We start from the raw sequence: 19073 nt of genomic DNA, 5'->3' as shown, positions 1-19073 counted from the left end.
AGGGCCGTTCCCACGATGCCTGTGGGAGCCTGCTTGCAGGCGAACAGGGCCGGGCCGGCGCCGCATGTTCAGAACCGCCGGGAGCCATGCCCGGGCAGGGGCACCGCCTCCACGTGTACGCGCACGTTGCGCAGCTCCAGCGGCCCGTCGGAATCCACCCGGCGGGTCTCGCCGCGGCGCCAGCCGGAGCGCCACGGCAGGCGGGCCGCACCGAACTCGGTGCGGCCACGGGACGGCACGTCCAGCAGCAGGAGGCCTTCGCGGTAGGCGACCTTCATCTCTCCCGAACGTCGTTCGCTGTGGACCTCCACCGTGCGCGTCTCGCCATCCGCCAGGGTGAAGGCCAGCGGGGCATAGCGCCGTTCGCGGCCGCCGATGCGCATCCGCCCGCGCTCCAGGCTCACGCGGATCAGGTCACCGAAGTGCCCCTCCTCGCCGCGGTGGATGCGGTCGATGCGCGCCTGGCGTTCCGCGCGTTCGCGCGCCTCGATCTTCTGCTGCTCGCGCCGGGTCTGCTCGCGCTCCTTCTGCACCGACTCCCAGGCGCGCATCGCCTCCTGGCGCTCGGATGTGCTCATCTGCTCCCAGTGTTCCTCCGGCACGCCGTAAATGCGCGGGGCACAGGCCGCCAGCATCACGGCCAGGCTCAGCACGGCGGATATCAGGATGAGGCGGGCAACGGATCGGGTCATGGTCATGGCGGCAATCCCTGTCGGATGGAACATGATGGCCGCCGGGGCGGCTCGGTCAGTCTATCCTGCCGGGGCCGCCTGAGTGGCGGCTGAACGGCCATGCCCCTGGCGGCCGTGCCACCCGCTGCCGCGCGGTTTCAGGCTGGCGCCCGGCGGTTGTGGGAGATTGCTTGCAAGCGAAACGGGCTGCTGCCGGGCCTGACCGCTGCCGCGAGGCCTTGAGCTGGCGCTGCGGAGTCGGCGGCTTTGGCTACCGCCGGGGGTTGCGCTCTCTCGCGAGCGCGCCGCGAGGTCCTTTCTTGCTTGCCCAAGAAAGGACCCAAAGAAGGGCACCCCGACTGCCGCATCCCGGTCCGCTAACGCGGCCCGGGATCCCCTCGCTCCGAGGCCGGTCGCGGGCGGCGCTGAACTCGCGAAGCTGCGCTTCGCTCAGACAAGCAGCGCCTTTTCTCCCGCGCCCGACCTCTGCGCTCGGTGCGGCAAACGGGGGCGCAGGGCCACCGGTCGTTCCTTTTCCGCCAGGCGGGCAGGCCGGGGGTTATGAACGCCCCCGGCCGAGACCAGGACCGTTGGCAACCGATTGTGTCGGATCGGCGAGAGGGCTCGCCTCCCACCGTGTTGAAACCTGTTCCCGCAGGAGGCCGGCCCTCCGGCCGATCGGGGCCGGGATGCCGTGTCGCATGGGAAGATGTCGCCCCCAAAGGACACCACGAGCCTACGGTTCGCTTGCAAGCAAGCTTGTATGTTTACTCGTGGCAGGCCTAGAAAGGGTCTGTCGGGGCGGAGGGACGAAGCAAGCATCTCCCACAGTCACCGTTGCATACCCGGTACCGGGAGGGTGCCCGGGTAGGGCCATGGGCATGCCCTGCCGAGCCGCATGACCTTCTTCCATCAGGGCTTGGGGGTGGGCCGGCCCCTGCCCGCACGCGATTCCTTTGCAAGGATGGTTGGGAATGAGCTCTGCGAAGGGCCCGTACAAAGCTTGAACCCGTTGGTGCACCGGGCCGCCTTTGCATCAGAAGCCAGGAAACGCACGATTCGGGCGCCCCGCAACGAAGCGGGTCGGGACCGGGGCACCAATGGCCTGAACGCCTCCGGTTTACCCCCCCTCCCGTTGCGAGCCCCTTGCGGAGGGTGCCTCGCGCCGGAAACAAGGCGCCGGATGTCCGAGCGAAGCGCAGCTTCGCGAGTTCGGCGCCGCCGGCGCGAGGCGCCCGGAGCAAGGTTCCCGGGCGAGCTCCGGGTGCCCTTCTTTGGGTCCTTTCTTGGGCAAGCAAGAAAGGACCTCGCGGCGCGCTCGCGAGAGAGCGCAACCCCCCCGGCGGCAGCCAAAGCCCCGGACCCCGCAGCGCCAGCTCGAAACCCCGCGGCAGCGGTCAGACTCGGGCAGCAGCCCCTGCTCGCTTGCAAGCAAGCTCCTGCAGCCGCATCCGGGCGCCGGCGCGGATGGCGCCTATGCGCCGTGTCCCGTGCGTTCGCGCAGGGCCGCCACCAGTCCGTCCATCGGCAGGTGTTCGGCCTCGGCGGCGGTGCGGGCCTGGTATTCGAGTTCGCCGGCGTCCAGGCCGCGTTCGCCGATCACGATGCGGTGGGGGATGCCGATCAGCTCCATGTCGGCGAACATCACGCCGGGGCGCTGTTCGCGGTCGTCCAGCAGGACCTGGAAGCCGGCGGCCTCGAGCTCGTCGTGCAGCTGTTCGGCGGCCTCGCGCACGCGTTGCGACTTCTTCGCGCCGATCGGGCACAGGGCGATGTCGAACGGGGCAATGGCGGTGGGCCAGCAGATGCCGCGCTCGTCGGAGTTCTGCTCGATCGCGGCGGCGACCACGCGCGAGACGCCGATGCCGTAGCAGCCCATGGTGACGATCTGCTCGCGGCCGTCCTCGTCCAGTACCCGGGCGCCCAGGGCCTCGGAGTACTTGTCGCCGAGCTGGAAGATATGGCCGACCTCGATGCCGCGGCGGATCTCGATGGGGCCGGAGCCGTCGGGCGCGGATTCCCCCTCGGTGATGTTGCGCAGGTCGGCAGTCTCCGGGCGCGGCAGGTCGCGTTCCCAGTTGACGCCGGTCAGGTGGTGGCCGTCCTCGTTGGCGCCGACCACCATGTCGGCCATGCCGAGCACGGCGTGGTCGGCCAGCACCGGGATCGGGCTGTCCACCGGGCCCAGGGAGCCGGGGTCGGTGCCGAACACGGTACGGATCTCGGCCGCCTCTGCCATGCGCAGCGGCTCGGCGATCCAGGGGTGCTTTTCGGCCTTGACGTCGTTGAGTTCGTGGTCGCCGCGCAGCACCAGGGCAACCAGTTCGGCGTCGACCGCGTCGCTGGCGGCCACCACCAGGGTCTTGACCGTGCGTTCGGTCGGCACGTCGAGGAAGGCCGCGATATCGGCGATGGTGTGGACGTCCGGGGTGGCGACCTTCTGCAGCGTCTCGGCGGGGGCGGCCGGCGCGGCCGGGCCGGGGCAGGGCGCGAGTTCGACGTTGGCGGCAAAGCCGCCCGGGGAGAAGGCGATCGCGTCCTCGCCGGAGGCGGCCAGCACGTGGAACTCGTGCGAGGCGTTGCCGCCGATCGCGCCGGTGTCGGCCTCCACCGCACGGAAATCCAGGCCGCAGCGCTGGAAGATGCGGCAGTAGGCGTCGTGCATCTGCTGGTAGGTCTGCCCCAGCGAGTCGGCATCCAGGTGGAAGGAGTAGGCGTCCTTCATCAGGAATTCGCGGGCGCGCATCACGCCGAAGCGCGGGCGGCGTTCGTCGCGGAACTTGGTCTGGATCTGGTAGTAGTTGACCGGAAGCTGGCGGTAGCTGCGGATCTCGCGGCGGACCAGGTCGGTGATGACCTCTTCGTGGGTCGGGCCATAGCAGAAATCGCGTTCGTGGCGGTCCTTGATGCGCAGCAGTTCGGCCCCGTAGAAGTCCCAGCGTCCGGATTCCTGCCACAGCTCGGCCGGCTGGATGGCCGGCATCAGTAGCTCCAGGCCCCCGGCGCGGTCCATCTCCTCGCGTACGATGTTCTCCACCCGGCGCAGCACGCGCAGCCCCAGCGGCAGCCAGGTGTACAGCCCGGAGGCGAGGCGGCGGATGTAGCCGGCGCGCAGCATCAGCTGGTGGGAGACGATCTCGGCGTCGGCCGGGGTTTCCTTCAGGGTGTTCAGCGGGAATTGCGAGACGCGCATGGGGCTCGGGCCTTGTGGTCGGTGGTCGTTGAGCGGACGGAGTCGGGATCAGAACGTGGTGCCGTTGGTGCCCCAGAAATGGCGCGGGGCATCGGCGAACTCGATGTAGATGCGTGCCGGCTCCACGCCCAGTTCGGCCTGCACGGCGTCGCACAGCTTGCGTGACAGCTCGCGGGTCAGGCCCTCGGGCAGGCCGATGCTCTTGAGTTCGCAGTAGGCGAGGGGATCGGTGCTGCCGCCGAAACGCATGTGGGCGTTGTGGCCCAGGGCGACCATCACGTAGCCCTCGGGCTTGCCCAGCCATTCGGCCACTGCGGTCGACAGGCGGGCGGTGACGGCATCCGGATCGGCGGGCAGGGCAACGTTGGTCTCGATACGCAGCAGTGGCATGGCGGTCTCCCGGGAATGAAACGGCGGTCGGGGAACGTCCCCGTGCGGGTGCCGACATGATACGGACTGACGCGGCGCGGTGCAGGGGGTTGCAGGGCTTTGCTGCAAAACCGACGGGGAAAGCTATACTCCGGGCAGTTACCGGGGTTGCGGTCGGGGATTTGCCCGCCCGTGGCCGGCTCCGTTAAATTAGGGAAAACTAATATATTAAAGAACGGCCCCGTGACGGCTGATCGCCCCGCAAGAAGGGTGGCAGGAGAGGGCCGAATATCCGGAAGGGACCACACCATGACACGACTCCCGATCATCGGGGCCGCGCTGCTTGCGCTGGCTCTGCCGCTGGCGACTCAGGCCGATGACCTGCCCTTCGAGACGGTCGAGGCCGAGCGTCTGACCCTGCCGCAGGAGCGTCTGCTGGATGGCCGCGTCGAAGCGGTCCAGCGCTCCACCATCTCGGCCCAGACCTCGGGCCGCATCCGCGAGATCTACGTGGACGTGGATGACTTTGTCGAAGAGGACGAACTCCTGCTGCGCATCAGCGACGTCCAGCAACAGGCGCGCCTGAGTCAGGCCGAGGGTGACCTCGCCGATGCGCGGGCACGTTTCCGCGAGGCGCGCTCCGAGTTCGAACGCATCCGCGAGGTGTTCGAACAGGACGTGGTGTCGCGCTCCGAGTTCGAGCGCGCCGAGGCGCAGCTGGAATCGGCCCGTGCGCGCCTGCGCTCGGCCGAGGGGCGGGTGGACGAGGCCCGCGAACAGCTCGGCTACACCGAGGTCTACGCGCCGTACTCCGGGATCGTGACCGAGCGCATGGTCGAGGTGGGGGAATCGGTCTCGCCGGGTTCGCCGCTGCTGGCCGGGCTGAGCCTGGATCGCCTGCGGGTCGAGGTCGACGTGCCCCAGCGTCTGATGCCCGGGGTACGGGATCGGCGCGAGGCCGAGGTCCTGCTGGATTCCGGGGAGCGGATCGTCGCCGAGAGCCTGACCCTGTTCCCCTATGCACATCCGCAGAGCGCCACCTTCCGGGTGCGCGTGAACCTGCCCGAGGACGAGAACAACCGCGGTCTGTTTCCCGGCATGTTCGTGAAAACGAGCTTCGTGCTGGACGAGGTCGAGCGCCTGATGGTGCCGCAGGAGGCCGTCGCCTATCGCTCCGAGGTGATCGCGGTCTACGTGATCGACGACGAGGGCCGGGTGCGCTTCCGTCAGGTCCGCACCGGGCGCGAGCACGACGGCATGATCGAGATCCTTGGTGGCCTGCGCGAGGGTGAACGCGTGGCGCTGGATCCGGTGCATGCCGCGATCTATCTCAAGGAACACCAGCAGGTGACGCGATGAGCGGCGGCGGCACGGACGCGGCCCCGGAGCGCATGGGGATCTCCGGGCGCATTGCGAAGGCCTTCCTGACCACCCAGATCACCCCGTTGCTGGCCCTGGTGGGGCTGCTGCTGGGGCTGTTTGCCATCCTGGTGACTCCGCGCGAGGAAGAGCCGCAGATCAACGTCACCATGGCGGACGTGTTCATCCCGTTCCCCGGGGCCAGCGCCGAGGAGGTCGCCCATCTGGTGTCGACCCCTGCGGAGCAGGTGCTGTCCGAGATCGAGGGGGTGGACGACATCTATTCCACCTCGCGCCCGGACATGGCGCATATCACCATCCAGTTCGAGGTGGGCGAGGACCGCACCGCGGCGCTGGTGCGGCTGTACAACCAGGTCTTCTCCAACGACGACTGGATGCCGCGGAATCTGGGGGTCGGCGAGCCGATGGTGCGGCCGATGGGCATCGATGACGTGCCCATCGTCAACGTGACCCTGTGGACCGAGGACGAAGAACGTGGCGGACACGACCTGCTGCGCGTGGCCCACGGGCTGGAATCGGAACTCAAGCGGGTGCCCGGCACGCGCGACATCTACACCGTCGGCGGGCCCGACCACGTGGTCCACGTGCGCTTCCAGCCGGAGATGCTGGCGGCGCACAACCTCGCGGTGGACGACCTGCGCGAGGCCCTGGCGGTGTCGAATTTCTCGCGCGATGCCGGGCATCTGTATCAGGACGACGAGGAGATCCTGATCCAGGCCGGCGACTTCATCACCGAGCCCGAGGCGTTCGCGCGGCTGGTGGTGGGGATGCATGACGGACGTCCGGTGCATCTGGAAGACGTGGCCGAGGTCGAACAGGGCCCCGGCTATCCGAGCGAGCACGTACGCTTCGCCCATGGGGCCGCGGCCGAGGGCGGCGGGCACATTGGCCAGAGTCACCCGGCGGTGACCGTCGCGGTGGCCAAGCAGCCGGGCACCAACGCCCCCGATATCGCCGACCAGGTCATCGAGCGCCTGGACCAGCTGCAGGGCACCTACATCCCCGAGGGGGTCGAGGTCTCGATCACCCGCAACTACGGCGAGACGGCCGAGGACAAGGCCTCCACGCTGATCCAGAAGCTGATGCTGGCAACCGCGTCGGTGATCATCCTGGTGTGGATCGCGCTGGGCTGGCGCGAGGCGTTCATCGTCGGCGTGGCGGTCATCATTACCCTCGCGCTGACGCTGTTCGCGTCCTGGGCCTGGGGTTTCACCCTCAACCGGGTGTCGCTGTTCGCGCTGATCTTCGCCATCGGCATCCTGGTGGACGACGCGATCGTGGTGGTGGAGAACATCCACCGACACATGGTCCAGGGCGGGCGCAAGTTCCTCGAATCCATCCCGCTGGCGGTGGACGAGGTGGGCGGCCCGACCATCCTCGCGACCTTTACCGTGATCGCGGCGCTGCTGCCCATGGCCTTCGTCACCGGGCTCATGGGGCCGTACATGAGCCCCATCCCGATCAACGCCTCCATGGGGATGGTCCTGTCGCTGGCGGTGGCCTACGTGGTGACTCCGTGGCTGACCTACAAGGTGCTGCGGCGTCAGGCCGAACAGCACGAGGCCGGGGGCGGACACGGCGGACACGAGGCCGGCGAGGCGGCCTCCGATGGCCTGATGCGCCTGTTCAACTTCGTGCTGCGTCCCTTCCTCGGGACCGGCGGGCGCAAGAAGATCAACCGCATGGCGCTGTGGATCGGCACGCTGGTGCTGATCGTCGGCTCGGTGTCGCTGGCCTATTACCAGCTGGTGGTGCTGAAGATGCTGCCGTTCGATGACAAGTCGGAGTTCCAGGTGGTGCTGGACATGCCCGAGGGCACCAGTCTGGAACGCACCGGCCAGGTGCTGGGCGAGATGGCCGACTACCTCAAGACGGTGCCCGAGGTGCACGACGTGCAGACCTACGCGGGCACGGCCACGCCCATCAACTTCAACGGCCTGGTGCGGCAGTACTACCTGCGCGAGGGGAGCCATGTCGGCGACATCCAGGTGAACCTGACGCATGCCTCCGAGCGCGACCGACGCAGCCACGACATCGCGCTGTCGGTGCGCGACGAGATCAATGCCATCGCCGGGCGCTATGACGGCGCAGCGGTGAAGGTGGTCGAGGTGCCGCCGGGACCGCCGGTGATGTCGCCGATCGTCGCCGAGATCTACGGGCCGGACTACGACGGCCAGATCGAGGTTGCGAAACAGGTGCGCGAGGTGTTCGAGAACACCGAGGGCCTCACCGACATCGATGACTCGGTGGAACACCCGGGGCCGAAGAAGATCCTGCAGGTGGACCGCGAGCGCGCCGCGCATCTGGGCGTGCCCCAGCGGGCGGTGGTCGAGGCGATCGAGACCGCCCTGTCCGGCGAGGACGTAACCTATCTGTACGGCTCCAACATCAAGTATGCGGTGCCGGTGCGTCTGGAGTTCGATCGTGCGGAGAAGGGCAGCCTGGATCCGGTGCTCGGGCTGCGAGTCCGCTCGCAGAGCGGCGAACTGGTCCCGCTGGCCGAGGTCGTGAACGTGGTGGATTCGAGCCGCGAACACTCCATCCATCACAAGAACCTGCTGCCGGTGGTCTACGTGCAGGGCGATCTGGCGGGCGGAGTGGACAGCCCGCTGTACGGCATGTTCGACATGTTCTTCGGCCTGCGCGACCAGCCCATGGTCCATGGCGAGCCGCTGGAGCAGCGGTTCATCAGCCAGCCGGACAACCCGTACAACTTCAGCCTGAAGTGGGACGGCGAATGGCAGGTGACCTACGAGACCTTCCGCGACATGGGCATCGCCTACTCGGTGGGACTGATCCTGATCTACCTGCTGGTGGTCGCGCAGTTCCGCTCGTACATGGTGCCGCTGATCATCATGGCGCCGATCCCGTTGACGGTGATCGGGGTGATGCCGGGGCACGCGTTCGTGGATGCGTTCTTCATGGACGCCAAGTTCACGGCGACCTCCATGATCGGGATGATCGCGCTGGCGGGGATCATCGTGCGCAACTCGATCCTGCTGGTGGATTTCATCAACGAGGAGCTGCGCCGCGGGGTGGACACCATCGAGGCGGTGGTGCATGCCGGTGCGGTACGGGCCAAGCCGATCGTGCTGACGGGGCTGGCGGCGATGGTCGGCGCCGGGTTCATCCTCGATGACCCGATCTTCTCCGGGCTGGCGATCTCGCTGATCTTCGGGGTGTTCGTCTCCACGGTGCTGACCCTGGTCATCATCCCGGTGCTGTACTACCTGTACGTGCGCAACCGGGTGGATCAGATCCGCGAGCAGGCGGCGTAAGCCGGCCCCGTCATTGCGAGGAGCGTAGTGACGAAGCAATCGCCATGGCGGCCCCCGGCCCCGGTGCACTGCGGGCAGCAACCGATTGCCACGTCGCCTTCGGCTCCTCGCAATGACACAGGCGGGGGCGAGTAGCGGCCCCGGCACGTTGTCGCATGGCAATGGCACGACCGGAGTCCGGCGTTTTCGCCGGGCGACGGTACCGGCATACAATCGGGGGACCGAACGAACCGGAGTGGCTCGATGAATGTGGACATGGGAGACGAGGGCCTGGATGTCACCGGGATCAGTCGTGAACAGTGCGCGACCCTGGTGGAGGCCCTGAAGGCCAGCAGCGATCAGAGTTTCATGGAGGATCCGGAGCTGCGCAAGCTGTTCAAGCTGCTCGCCGTGCTGCAAAGTGATCTGTGGGACGAGATGACCGCGGGTCAGTTCGATTTCAGTCAGTACAAGAAGCAGTAAGCCACTGCAGGAGACTGTCATGTCCGATCCGTCCGGCGGCCGCCCCTCGAATTTCGTCATCGGCAATATCCTGCTGGGGCTGGCGGCCCTGATGCTGTTCTTCTTCGTTCCGCTGTGGGAGCGGATCGGCGTGGTGGCCCTGTTCCTGTGGATGGTCCTCGCTGCGGCGGGGGTGTACTTCATCGTGAAGGACAAGGACATAACGCCCGGTGGACCGCCGAACTGATGCCCCCGGAGCGGGGGAGCAGGCAGCCGGTTTCGAGGGTCCGGACACCGTGTCCGGCGGGCGCTCGCGGGCCGCTTTTCCGGCCTTTCTGAGCGCGCGCCTCGCACGCCTGCGCGACGCCGCGGGCGAGCTCGATCAGGGTGAATGCTCCGGGGACTGCGTGGATCGGCTGTATCGCGAGGTCAGCGCCCTGGCCCGCGTGGCCCGGACTCACGGGGTGCAGGAGATCCTGCGCCTGGCCGAGTCACTACAGGCCACCCTGGCCGGGCTGCGGGCCCGTCCGAACACTGCCGACCACGAACTGCTGCGTCTGGGCCTCGCGCGCCTGGAGGCCGCCGCGGAGGCCTGGGCGCGTCAGGAACAGGGGGTGCCGGAGACGCGCCTCCAGCCGCAGGTGTCGGCGGATGCGGGTGGCGGCCGGGTGCAGGTGGTCGCGGAGGACCCGGAGGTCGGCGAGGCAGTGGCGGGCATGCTGCGTGATCGCGGCTTCGCCGTGGTATTGGCCGGCGCCGTACCGGACGCGGCGGGCGCCGGCGGGATCACCGCGCGGGTGGTCTGCGTCGGCGAGGTGGCCCCGGAGTCCGCGGTGCTCACGCGACTGCAGGAGCCGGGACGCGGGTTTCTGCCGACCCTGGTGGTGGCGCGCTCCTGGAGCCCCGGGGCGCGCCTGCAGGCCGTGCGCGAGGGCGCTGCCCGCTGCCTCGATTACCCGCTGGCGGACGATACCCTGCTGGAGCAGCTGGTGCAGATCGGCGGGGTGGTCGCGGAAACGGGGTACCGGGTGCTCCTGGCGAGTGCCCGCCCCGAGGCTGCCGACGACACCCTGGCGGCGGGCCTGCGGGAGGCCGGACTGACGGTCGAGGTCCAGCCGGACCCCGATGCCGCGCTGGCCGGCCTCCACGGCGGCGAGGTCGAGGTCCTGTTGCTGGATCTGGACGAGGGGGGATGCAGCTTCGCGGAGTTCGCGGCGCTGCTGCGCACCCGCGACAACGGTTCCTCCATCCCCATGCTGGTCCTGACCGCCGATCCCGGGCGGGTGAACGAGCTGATGGTCCTGCACCCCGGGGCCAGCGGGGTGTTCCTCAAACCGGTGGAACCGCGCCGCCTGGCGGATGCGGTGGTGGCGCGTGCCCGCCAGCAGCGGCAGATGGACGGGGTGACCCGTGCTTATCGCCAGGCATTGTACGAGCGTGAGCGCGAACACCTGGCGGTCAACGAGCACGCGCTGGTGAGCATCACCGACGTGGCTGGCGACATCATCTATGCCAACGAGCGGTTCGCGCGGGTCAGCGGCTATAACGTATCCGATCTGCTGGGGCGCAACCATCGCCTGCTGAAATCCGGAATGCACGCCCCGGCTTTCTACGAGGAGCTCTGGGAGACCATTGCCGCGGGTCGCGTCTGGCAGGGCGAACTCTGCAACCGCGCGCGGGACGGCTCGCTGTACTGGGTCGAGACCACCATCGTTCCCTATCTGGACGGCGACGGCCTGCCGTATCAGTACGTGTCGATCCGCACCGACATCACCACGGTGAAGCGCCAGGAGCATCGCCTGCGCAGCAGCCAGCGCTTCGCCAACATGGGGACCTGGGAATGGACCCCGGGGCGTGAGGAGCTGCAGTGGTCCGAGCGTATCGCGCCCCTGCTGGGCCACTCTCACGGAGACCTCGAGCCCACGGTGGAAAACTTTCTCGGTGCGGTGCACCCGGAGGATCGCGAGCGGGTGGAAAACGCCATCCGCAGTTCCCTGCGTCGCGGGTCCTATCTCGAACTGGAGCACCGGGTGGTCTGGCCGGATGGCACGGTCCGCTGGCTGCTGCAGCGCGGTGACGTCGAGCGCGACGCCAGTGGCGACGTGCAGCACATGCTGGGCGTGTCACAGGACATCACCAAGCGCAAGCAGTCCGAGCTGGCGCTGACCCGGCAGACCACGCGACTGCGCGAAGCCCAGCGCCTCGCGCGCGTGGGGCACTGGGAGCACGATCCGGTGACCGGAGCGCTGTGGTGGTCCGACGTGGTCTACGAGATCTTCGCCCTGTCCCCGGGCGACGCCCCGGTGAGCATGGAGGGCTTTCGTGCGTTCGTGCACCCCGAGGATCGCGAGGGGCTCGACCGCGAATATGCCGGGGTGCTGGCCGAGGGGCGGGGCGAGGTGTTTCTGCGCATCCGGCGCGATGACGGCGAACTGCGGCACCTGCATCTGATTGCCCATGGCGAAAGCACCGGGGGCCGGGAACAGAACGGCCGGCTGACCGGAACCGTTCAGGATGTCACCGAGCTGCAGCAGGCCCAGGAGGAACTGTCGCTGTTCCGGCGCATCTTCGAGGCCTCGGAACAGGCGATCTCGGTCGCCGACCGGGAAGGCCGCATGGTGTACAACAACCCCGCGGTGCTGGAGATGACCGGCTTCGAGGAGGCCGATCTGGCGGGCCGATCCTATCGCGAACTGATCCCGGCGGAGGCGGAACAGTCGGCGCGCGAGATCGACGAAATCCGCGAGGCCGGCGGGGCCTGGACCGGTCAGCTGCCGATCCGCTGCCGCAACGGCGCGGTTTTCATGTCCAGCAGTACCATCGGCGTGGTGCGTGACAGCCGTAGCGAGCCGCAGTACATCTTCAACATCTTCGGGGATTTCACTGCGGAGCTGCAGCGGCGCACCGAGTTGCAGCGGGCCCGCGAGGAGGCCGAGCAGGCCAGCCGGGCGAAGTCCGACTTCCTGTCCAATATGAGCCACGAGCTGCGCACGCCGATGAACGCCATCCTGGGCTTTGCCCAGCTGTTGCAGCGCGACACGTCGCTGGGCGAGCGCCAGCAGAGTCAGCTGGACGAGATCGCCCGCGCCGGTCGGCACCTGCTGGAGCTGATCAACGAGATCCTGGACCTCGCGCGCATCGAATCGGGGCGGCTGCAGGTGATGCCGGAACCGGTGGACGTGGCGGACGTGGTGGACGAGTGCCTGTCGCTGCTGCGGCCGCTGGCGCAGGAGCGCGAGGTTCGCCTGGAAGGCGCGCGGGCGGCCACCGCGGATGCCCCGCGCGTGCAGGCCGACCGTACCCGGCTCAAACAGGTCCTGCTGAATCTCTTGTCCAACGCCATCAAGTACAACCGCGCAGGCGGGCGGGTGACGCTGCTGGGCGCTGCGGGGCAACAGGGGCTGCAGCTGGAGGTGCACGACACCGGCCCCGGACTGACCGCCGAGCAGCTGGAACGGCTGTTCCAGCCCTTCGACCGGCTGGAGGCGGACGCCAGCGGGATGGAGGGCAGCGGCGTGGGGCTCACCATCACCCGGCACCTGGTGGAGATGATGGACGGCCGGCTGGGCGTGACGAGCACGCCGGGCGAGGGTTCCTGCTTCTGGTTCGAACTGCCGCTGGCCGCGGACAGCGATCTCGGGGCAACACCCGGGGGCGGGCCCGATCACCCGGCCGCGGCCGGCGCACCGGAACTGCCGGCGTCCGGCACGCCGCGCACGGTGCTGTGCATCGATGATCAGCCGGCCAACCTGCGCCTGATGGAAGAGGTCCTGGGACCGGAGCCGGACCTGGAAACGGTGGTGGCCGAGACCCCCCTGAAGGGCCTGGAGGAGGCGGCGCGGCTGGCGCCGGACCTGATTCTGCTGGATCTGGCGATGCCCGGCATGGACGGTTATCAGGTGCTGCGCGCGTTGCGGGCCGACGACCTGCTGGCCGCCGTCCCGGTGCTGGCGGTGACCGCCGATGCCACCGACCCGACGCGTGAGCGTGCGCTGGCGGCCGGTTTCGCCGAGGTCATCACCAAGCCGGTGGATCCGGCGGGGCTGCGGGAGCGGGTGCGCGGGTTCGCCCGCGACGCGGGTCAGAGGTAGAGCCAGGCGACGATCGCGACTGCGGCGACCACCGCCACCGCGTCGGCGCTCAGCGCGGCGGCCAGGGTGTGGCGGACCCGCTTGACGCCGATCGCGCCGAAATAGACCGCAAGTACGTAGAAGGTGGTCTCGGTGGAGCCCTGCAGGGTGGACACCAGCATGCCGACGTGGGTATCCGGCCCGGTGGCCGGGTCCTGCATGATCCCGGCCATGATGCCGTAGGCCCCGGACCCGGACAGTGGCCGCAGCAGTGCCATCGGCAGGGCCTCGGCGGGCAGCCCGAAGGGCGTGGTCCACGGCCCGACCAGCCCGACGAACATCCCCAGCGCGCCGCTCTCGCGCAGCATGCCCACCGCGACCAGGATCGCCACCAGATACGGGATGATCCGCAGGGCCACGTTGAAGCCTTCCTTTGCCCCCTCGACGAAGACCTCGTATACCGGCACCCCGCGCAGCACGCCATAGGTGAGAAAGCCGACCACCAGTCCCGGGATGATCCACGGGGCGATGGCCTGGCCGTAGATGATGGTCAGCGGGATGATCGCCAGCACCCCCAGCAGGACCAGGAGCGAGACCCAGGCGGGGTAGCCCTCGGCCGGGACCTCGATGTTCATCGGCTGGGGCTGCTCGCCCGGCTCCGTGTCCCGGTCGGCATCGGAGCGCCGGTCCCCGGTGGGGTTGGTTTCCGCATCGGGGTCGTCAAGGCCGCCGGGCGGGATCTCGCGGGTGGCCGCCGGGGGGCGGAACCAGCGTTGCAGGACCAGCGCGCTGGTGATTCCGGCGACCGTGGCGAACAGCGTCGCGAACAGCGTGGTCGGCAGGATGGCGGCCGGATCCTCCGAGCCCAGCGAGGCACGCAGCGCGATCACCCCGGTGGGCAGCAGGGTGATGCTGGAGGTGTTGATCGCCAGGAACAGCGCCATCGCGTTGGTGGCGGTGCCCGGGTGGGGGTTGAGCTTCTCCAGTTCCTGCATCGCGCGGATGCCGAAGGGCGTGGCGGCATTGCCCAGGCCCAGAATGTTGGCGGAGAAGTTCAGGATCATCGCGCCCATCGCCGGGTGTTCCGGCGGGACGTCGGGGAACAGGCGCACCATCAGCGGCCGCAGCAGGCGGGCGAGCACGGTGAGCAGGCCGCCGGCCTCGGCGATCTTCATCAGGCCCAGGAACAGCGCCATCACCCCGACCAGCCCCAGCGCCAGTTCCACCGCGGCGCCGGCTGCCTCCACTGCGCCTTCGGAGAGGTCCGCCATGGGGCGTTCCTCCGGATCGGTGGAGCGCAGCTCGCGCAGCGCCGCGGTGGTGAACGCGATGACGACCAGCGCAAGAAAGATCGCGTTCATGCGCCGGGGGCCGTGATGTTCAGCGGTTCTCGCCGCGCGAGACCAGCCGCAGGAAGGCGTCCATCCAGCGCGCCGGCAGGATCGCCTTGAGGAAGGCGAACAGATGCGTGGGGAAGGTCACGCGGTAGCGCAGCTTCGGCCGCCGCGCCTCCAGGGCGTGGATCACGCAGCGGGTCACGGCCTCCGGCCCGAGGGTGAACGGGGCGTCGGCCTCCGCGTTGGCCATGCGCGCCTCGGCGGCCTCGTAGGTGCGGGCCCAGGGGCTGTGGGCGCGGTGGATGTGGTGGCGGAAGGCCTTCAGCGCGTTGGCGCGGAATTCCGAGCGGATCGGCCCGGGCTGGATCAGGACCACGCGGATGCCGCTGCCGTGGAGTTCCTGGCGCAGGGTGTCGGACATCCCTTCCAGCGCGAACTTGGAGGTGACGTAGGCCCCGCGCAGGCGCAGCGGGGCGAACCCCAGCACCGAGGAGTTCTGGATGATGCGCCCCTCGCCGGCGCGGCGCATCGCCGGGATGACCAGATTGGTGAGCTCCAGCCAGCCCAGCACGTTGGTCTCCAGCTGGGCGCGCAGGGCGGCGCGCGAGAGGTCTTCCACCGCCCCCGGCTGGCCGTAGGCGCCGTTGTTGAACAGGCCGTAGAGCTTCCCGCCGGTGCGGTGCAGCACCTCGTGCGCCGCACTGCGGATGCTGGCGGAGTCGTTGAGGTCCAGCTGCAGGGCCTCGAAGCCCTCCTTCTTCAGGCGCGAGACGTCTTCGGCGGCGCGCGCCGTGGCGAATACCCGGTAGCCGCGGTCGCGCAGGGCGCGGGCGGCGTGGGCCCCGATCCCGGAGGAGCAGCCGGTGATCAGGACGGCGCGGGCATCGTCTTCGGCGGAACTCACGCGGACCTCCGGGGGCCGGTCAGTAGGTCAGGGTGGCGACGCCGTCCTCGACGACCTCGCCGATGAAGGCCCCGCCGCCGCGCATGCCGTCGAGTTCGGGCACCGCGTTGTCCAGCGTCAGGCCGTTTTCGTCCATCGCGCCGGCGCAGGCGTAGAAACGCGCACCGGCCTCGTGGGCATCCTGCATGAAACTGTAGACCGATTTTTCCTGCGCTTCGCCCGGGTACATCTGTTCGGCTACGCCCCGGCGCAGCAGGCGTGTGGTGCTCGCGGCGAAGTAGATCTCCACTTCCAGATCCATGGCGGCGGCCACCGTGGCCTGAAAGAACGGCGCGCCCAGGGTGCCGGGGCGTTCCAGGTCCAGGTTCAGCAGCATGATCACGATCTTGTCGGCCATCTCGTCTCTCGCTTTTGGGCGTGGGCTCGGCATTTTTTCGGGATCGCCGCATGATCGGATCTCCGGGCGCGCGAAGCAATCGGCGCGAGTCCTTTTATTCCGGGCCGGTGCCCGCATAATACGGGCAATCCATACTGATCGATCCACGGACTCCGGGAGAATATCCTCATGCCGATCTACGAATACGCCTGCCAGCAATGCCACCAGGTCTCCGAGATCCTGCAGAAGATTTCGGATCCGCCCGCCACCACCTGCCCGCAGTGCGGTGCCGAGGCGCTGACCAAGCAGGTCTCGGCCGCCGGCTTCCGCCTGGCCGGGGGTGGCTGGTACGAGACCGATTTCAAACAGGGCGGCCAGCGCAACCTGAAGGAGGGCGGCGGGTCCGCCGGTGACAGTGGCGGCTCCGGGGGTTCCGGCAGTTCCGGCGGCGGTGATGGCGGGGGCAGCGCCGCCACGACCGGAGGCTGAGTCCGATGCTGGCCGCGCTCCGGCGTTACGTGATCGCGGGGCTGCTGGTCTGGCTGCCACTGGTGGTGACCGGCTACATCATCAAGCTGCTGGTGGACCTCCTGGACTACAGCCTTCTGATCCTTCCGGAGGAGTGGCGCCCGGAGGCCTGGCTGGGCTTCGACCTGCCGGGGGCCGGGGTGGTGATCGCGGTGGCGATCGTGCTGCTGACCGGCATGATCGTGGCCAACATCCTCGGGCGGCGACTGGTCCAGCTGGGCGAGGCGGTCGTGCGGCGCATCCCCCTGGTCAGCACCATCTACGGGGCGGTGAAACAGGTCACCGAGACGGTGTTCTCCGACGGTGGGGATTCCTTCCGCAAGGTGGTGCTGGTCGAGTATCCGCGCAGCGACGCATGGTCGGTGGCCTTCCTCACCGGTACCGGCACCCGCGAGACCCGTGAACGCACCGGCGAGGACATGCTGACGGTGTTCGTGCCCACCGCGCCCAATCCCACCTCCGGGTTCGTGCTGCTGGTCCCGCGCGAAGACGTGATCGAACTGGAGATGTCGGTGGAGGACGGGCTCAAGTTCGTGATGTCGCTGGGGGTGGTCACGCCGGCCGCGGACAGCCCCGGCAACGCGCCGCTTCCGGTTGCGCGGGACGGGGGCAGGCCGTAACATTTCCGGCCCTTTGACGGGCGTGACGCGCCCGTTTTCCCCGATCAACCCGCGCGGCCGCCATCACCGGCATGCCGCGCCCGGCAGCTGGAACGGCGCAATGCGAACGCATCTCTGTGGGCAGGTCACCGAACGCGACCTCGATTCCGAAGTGACCCTGTGTGGCTGGGTCAACCGCCGCCGCGACCATGGCGGCGTGATCTTCGTCGATCTGCGTGATCACGCGGGACTGGTGCAGGTGGTGTTCGATCCCGACCGGGCCGAGGTCTTTGCGCGCGCCGAGCAGCTGCGCAGTGAATACGTGATCCGCATGACCGGACGCGTGCGCCGGCGCCCGGAAGGCACCGAAAACCCCGAGCTGACCACCGGCGCGGTGGAGATCCTCGGGCTGGAGCTGGAGGTGCTGAACGCGGCGAAGACGCCGCCGTTCCCGCTGGACGACGAGGACGTGGGCGAGGATACCCGCCTGCGCTATCGCTACATGGATCTGCGCCGGCCGGTGATGCAGGAGCGCCTGCGCCTGCGCGGGCAGGTCACCGCGGCGATGCGCCGGTTCCTCGAGGAGCGCGACTTCCTCGACATCGAGACCCCGATGCTGACCCGCGCGACCCCCGAGGGCGCGCGCGACTATCTGGTGCCGTCGCGCACCCACGCGGGCAGCTTCTTCGCCCTGCCGCAGTCGCCGCAGCTGTTCAAGCAGCTGCTGATGATGTCCGGCATGGACCGCTACTACCAGATCACCCGCTGCTTCCGCGACGAGGATCTGCGTGCCGACCGCCAGCCGGAGTTCACCCAGCTGGACATGGAGATGGCGTTCGTCGACGAGGCCGACGTGATGGGCGTGACCGAGGAGCTGATGCGCCATCTGTTCCGCGAGGTCATGGGCATCGAGCTGGACGACCCGTTCCCGCGCATGAGCCACGCCGAGGCGATGACCCGCTTCGGCTCCGACAAGCCGGATCTGCGCATCCCGCTGGAGTTCACCGAGCTGACCGAGGTGATGCAGGCGGTGGAATTCAAGGTCTTCAACGCGCCGGCGAACGACCCCGAAGGGCGGGTGGCCGCCCTGCGCGTGCCGGGCGGCGCGGAGCTGACCCGCAAGGAGATCGACGGCTACACCGAGTTCGTCGGGCGCTACGGGGCGAAGGGTCTTGCGTACATCAAGGTCAACGACCCCGCCGATCCTGCGAACGGGCTGCAGTCGCCGATCCTCAAGTTCCTGCCCGAGGACGTGATCCGCGAGATCCTCGCGCGCACCGACGCGGCCGCCGGTGACCTGATCTTCTTCGGCGCGGACCGCGCCGACGTGGTGAACGAGGCGCTGGGTGCGCTGCGCGTGCAGGTCGGCCATGATCGCGGCCTGGTCGAGCCCGGCTGGCGCCCGCTGTGGGTGGTGGATTTCCCGATGTTCGAGTGGGACCCGGACGACAAGCGCCTGTACGCCCTGCATCACCCGTTCACCGCCCCGGCCACCGACAGCCCCGACGCCCTGCGCGAGAACCCGCGCGAGGCCATGTCGCGGGCCTACGACATGGTGCTCAACGGCACCGAGGTCGGCGGCGGGTCCATCCGTATCCACAACCCGGAGATGCAGCAGGCCGCGTTCGAGGCGCTGGGCATCGGCGAGGAAGAGGCACGCGAGAAGTTCGGCTTCCTGCTGGATGCGCTGAACTTCGGCGCCCCGCCGCATGGCGGCCTCGCCTTCGGTCTGGATCGTCTGGTGATGCTGATGAGCGGCGCCCACTCGATCCGCGACGTGATGGCGTTCCCCAAGACCCAGACCGCGGCCTGTCTGCTGACCGACGCCCCGGCGCCGGTGGGCGAGAAGCCGCTGCGCGAACTGGGCATCCGTCTGCGGGCCGGGGTTGCCGGCGACGGCGCGCAATAGGACCGGGGCAGCGCGGCG

At 68.9% G+C, this 19073-nt stretch carries 13 protein-coding genes and 2 pseudogenes; 8 read left to right on the top strand and 7 right to left on the bottom strand.

What is annotated here, in order from left to right; genetic code table 11:
• Nucleotides 1-68: 68 nt before the first annotated feature.
• The 3 genes from F790_RS0102135 to F790_RS0102125 all read right to left on the bottom strand — a co-directional run bounded on the left by F790_RS0102135 (nt 69) and on the right by F790_RS0102125 (nt 4254).
• On the bottom strand, nt 69-698 hold the full coding sequence (locus F790_RS0102135) for a hypothetical protein (protein ID WP_019021249.1): 630 nt from the start codon (nt 696-698) through the stop codon (nt 69-71).
• A 1447-nt stretch (nt 699-2145) separates the two neighbouring features.
• Nucleotides 2146-3864: a proline--tRNA ligase gene (locus tag F790_RS0102130; protein ID WP_019590720.1), complete on the bottom strand. Its 1719-nt coding sequence runs from the start codon at nt 3862-3864 to the stop codon at nt 2146-2148.
• Nucleotides 3865-3912: 48 nt separating this feature from the next.
• Complete coding sequence (locus F790_RS0102125) at nt 3913-4254, bottom strand: phenylpyruvate tautomerase MIF-related protein (RefSeq protein WP_019590719.1); 342 nt, start codon at nt 4252-4254, stop codon at nt 3913-3915.
• Between the two features lie 288 nt (nt 4255-4542).
• Between F790_RS0102125 and F790_RS0102120 the strand changes: the two genes are divergently transcribed.
• The 5 genes from F790_RS0102120 (at nt 4543) to F790_RS0102100 (ending at nt 13423) form a co-directional block, all read left to right on the top strand.
• Nucleotides 4543-5592: an efflux RND transporter periplasmic adaptor subunit gene (locus F790_RS0102120; protein ID WP_019590718.1), complete on the top strand. Its 1050-nt coding sequence runs from the start codon at nt 4543-4545 to the stop codon at nt 5590-5592.
• Nucleotides 5589-8891, top strand: a complete 3303-nt coding sequence (locus tag F790_RS0102115) for an efflux RND transporter permease subunit (protein WP_019590717.1) — start codon at nt 5589-5591, stop codon at nt 8889-8891. Before F790_RS0102120 ends, F790_RS0102115 begins: the two co-directional genes overlap by 4 nt.
• 243 nt (nt 8892-9134) lie before the next feature.
• Nucleotides 9135-9353 carry a hypothetical protein gene (locus tag F790_RS0102110; RefSeq protein ID WP_018870032.1) on the top strand — a complete coding sequence of 73 codons (219 nt, stop codon included), beginning with the start codon at nt 9135-9137 and terminating at the stop codon, nt 9351-9353.
• Between the two features lie 19 nt (nt 9354-9372).
• A complete protein-coding gene (locus F790_RS0102105; RefSeq protein WP_018870031.1) occupies nt 9373-9579 on the top strand; it encodes a hypothetical protein in 207 nt (68 codons plus the stop codon).
• The gene (locus F790_RS0102100; RefSeq protein ID WP_019590716.1) at nt 9563-13423 is read left to right on the top strand and encodes a PAS domain-containing protein; all 3861 of its coding nucleotides are present in this window, start codon (nt 9563-9565) and stop codon (nt 13421-13423) included. Before F790_RS0102105 ends, F790_RS0102100 begins: the two co-directional genes overlap by 17 nt.
• Here F790_RS0102100 and F790_RS14980 read toward each other — a convergent pair.
• The 4 genes and pseudogenes from F790_RS14980 to F790_RS0102085 all read right to left on the bottom strand — a co-directional run.
• Nucleotides 13414-14043, bottom strand: a pseudogene (locus tag F790_RS14980) (spore maturation protein); the annotation flags it as partial. The gene F790_RS0102100 and the pseudogene F790_RS14980 overlap by 10 nt on opposite strands.
• A 90-nt stretch (nt 14044-14133) precedes the next feature.
• Nucleotides 14134-14763, bottom strand: a pseudogene (locus F790_RS14975) (nucleoside recognition domain-containing protein); the annotation flags it as partial.
• Nucleotides 14764-14782: 19 nt separating this feature from the next.
• Complete coding sequence (locus tag F790_RS0102090) at nt 14783-15643, bottom strand: SDR family oxidoreductase (protein WP_019021244.1); 861 nt, start codon at nt 15641-15643, stop codon at nt 14783-14785.
• Nucleotides 15644-15662: 19 nt separating this feature from the next.
• The gene (locus F790_RS0102085) at nt 15663-16040 is read right to left on the bottom strand and encodes a DsrE family protein (RefSeq protein ID WP_018870027.1); all 378 of its coding nucleotides are present in this window, start codon (nt 16038-16040) and stop codon (nt 15663-15665) included.
• Between the two features lie 168 nt (nt 16041-16208).
• Between F790_RS0102085 and F790_RS0102080 the strand changes: the two genes are divergently transcribed.
• The 3 genes from F790_RS0102080 to aspS all read left to right on the top strand — a co-directional run bounded on the left by F790_RS0102080 (nt 16209) and on the right by aspS (nt 19055).
• Nucleotides 16209-16508 carry an FmdB family zinc ribbon protein gene (locus F790_RS0102080; RefSeq protein WP_019021242.1) on the top strand — a complete coding sequence of 100 codons (300 nt, stop codon included), beginning with the start codon at nt 16209-16211 and terminating at the stop codon, nt 16506-16508.
• 5 nt (nt 16509-16513) lie between these two features.
• Nucleotides 16514-17167, top strand: a complete 654-nt coding sequence (locus F790_RS0102075) for a DUF502 domain-containing protein (RefSeq protein WP_019590715.1) — start codon at nt 16514-16516, stop codon at nt 17165-17167.
• Nucleotides 17168-17267: 100 nt separating this feature from the next.
• A complete protein-coding gene (aspS, locus tag F790_RS0102070) occupies nt 17268-19055 on the top strand; it encodes an aspartate--tRNA ligase (RefSeq protein WP_019590714.1) in 1788 nt (595 codons plus the stop codon).
• The last annotated feature ends 18 nt before the right edge of the window (nt 19056-19073 follow it).

Source organism: Thioalkalivibrio sp. ALE20 (assembly GCF_000381405.1).
In the GTDB taxonomy this organism is placed as follows: Bacteria; Pseudomonadota; Gammaproteobacteria; order Ectothiorhodospirales; family Ectothiorhodospiraceae; genus Thioalkalivibrio.
Note: the sequence above shows the minus strand (reverse complement) of the source record. Positions and strands in the feature narration are given on the sequence as shown.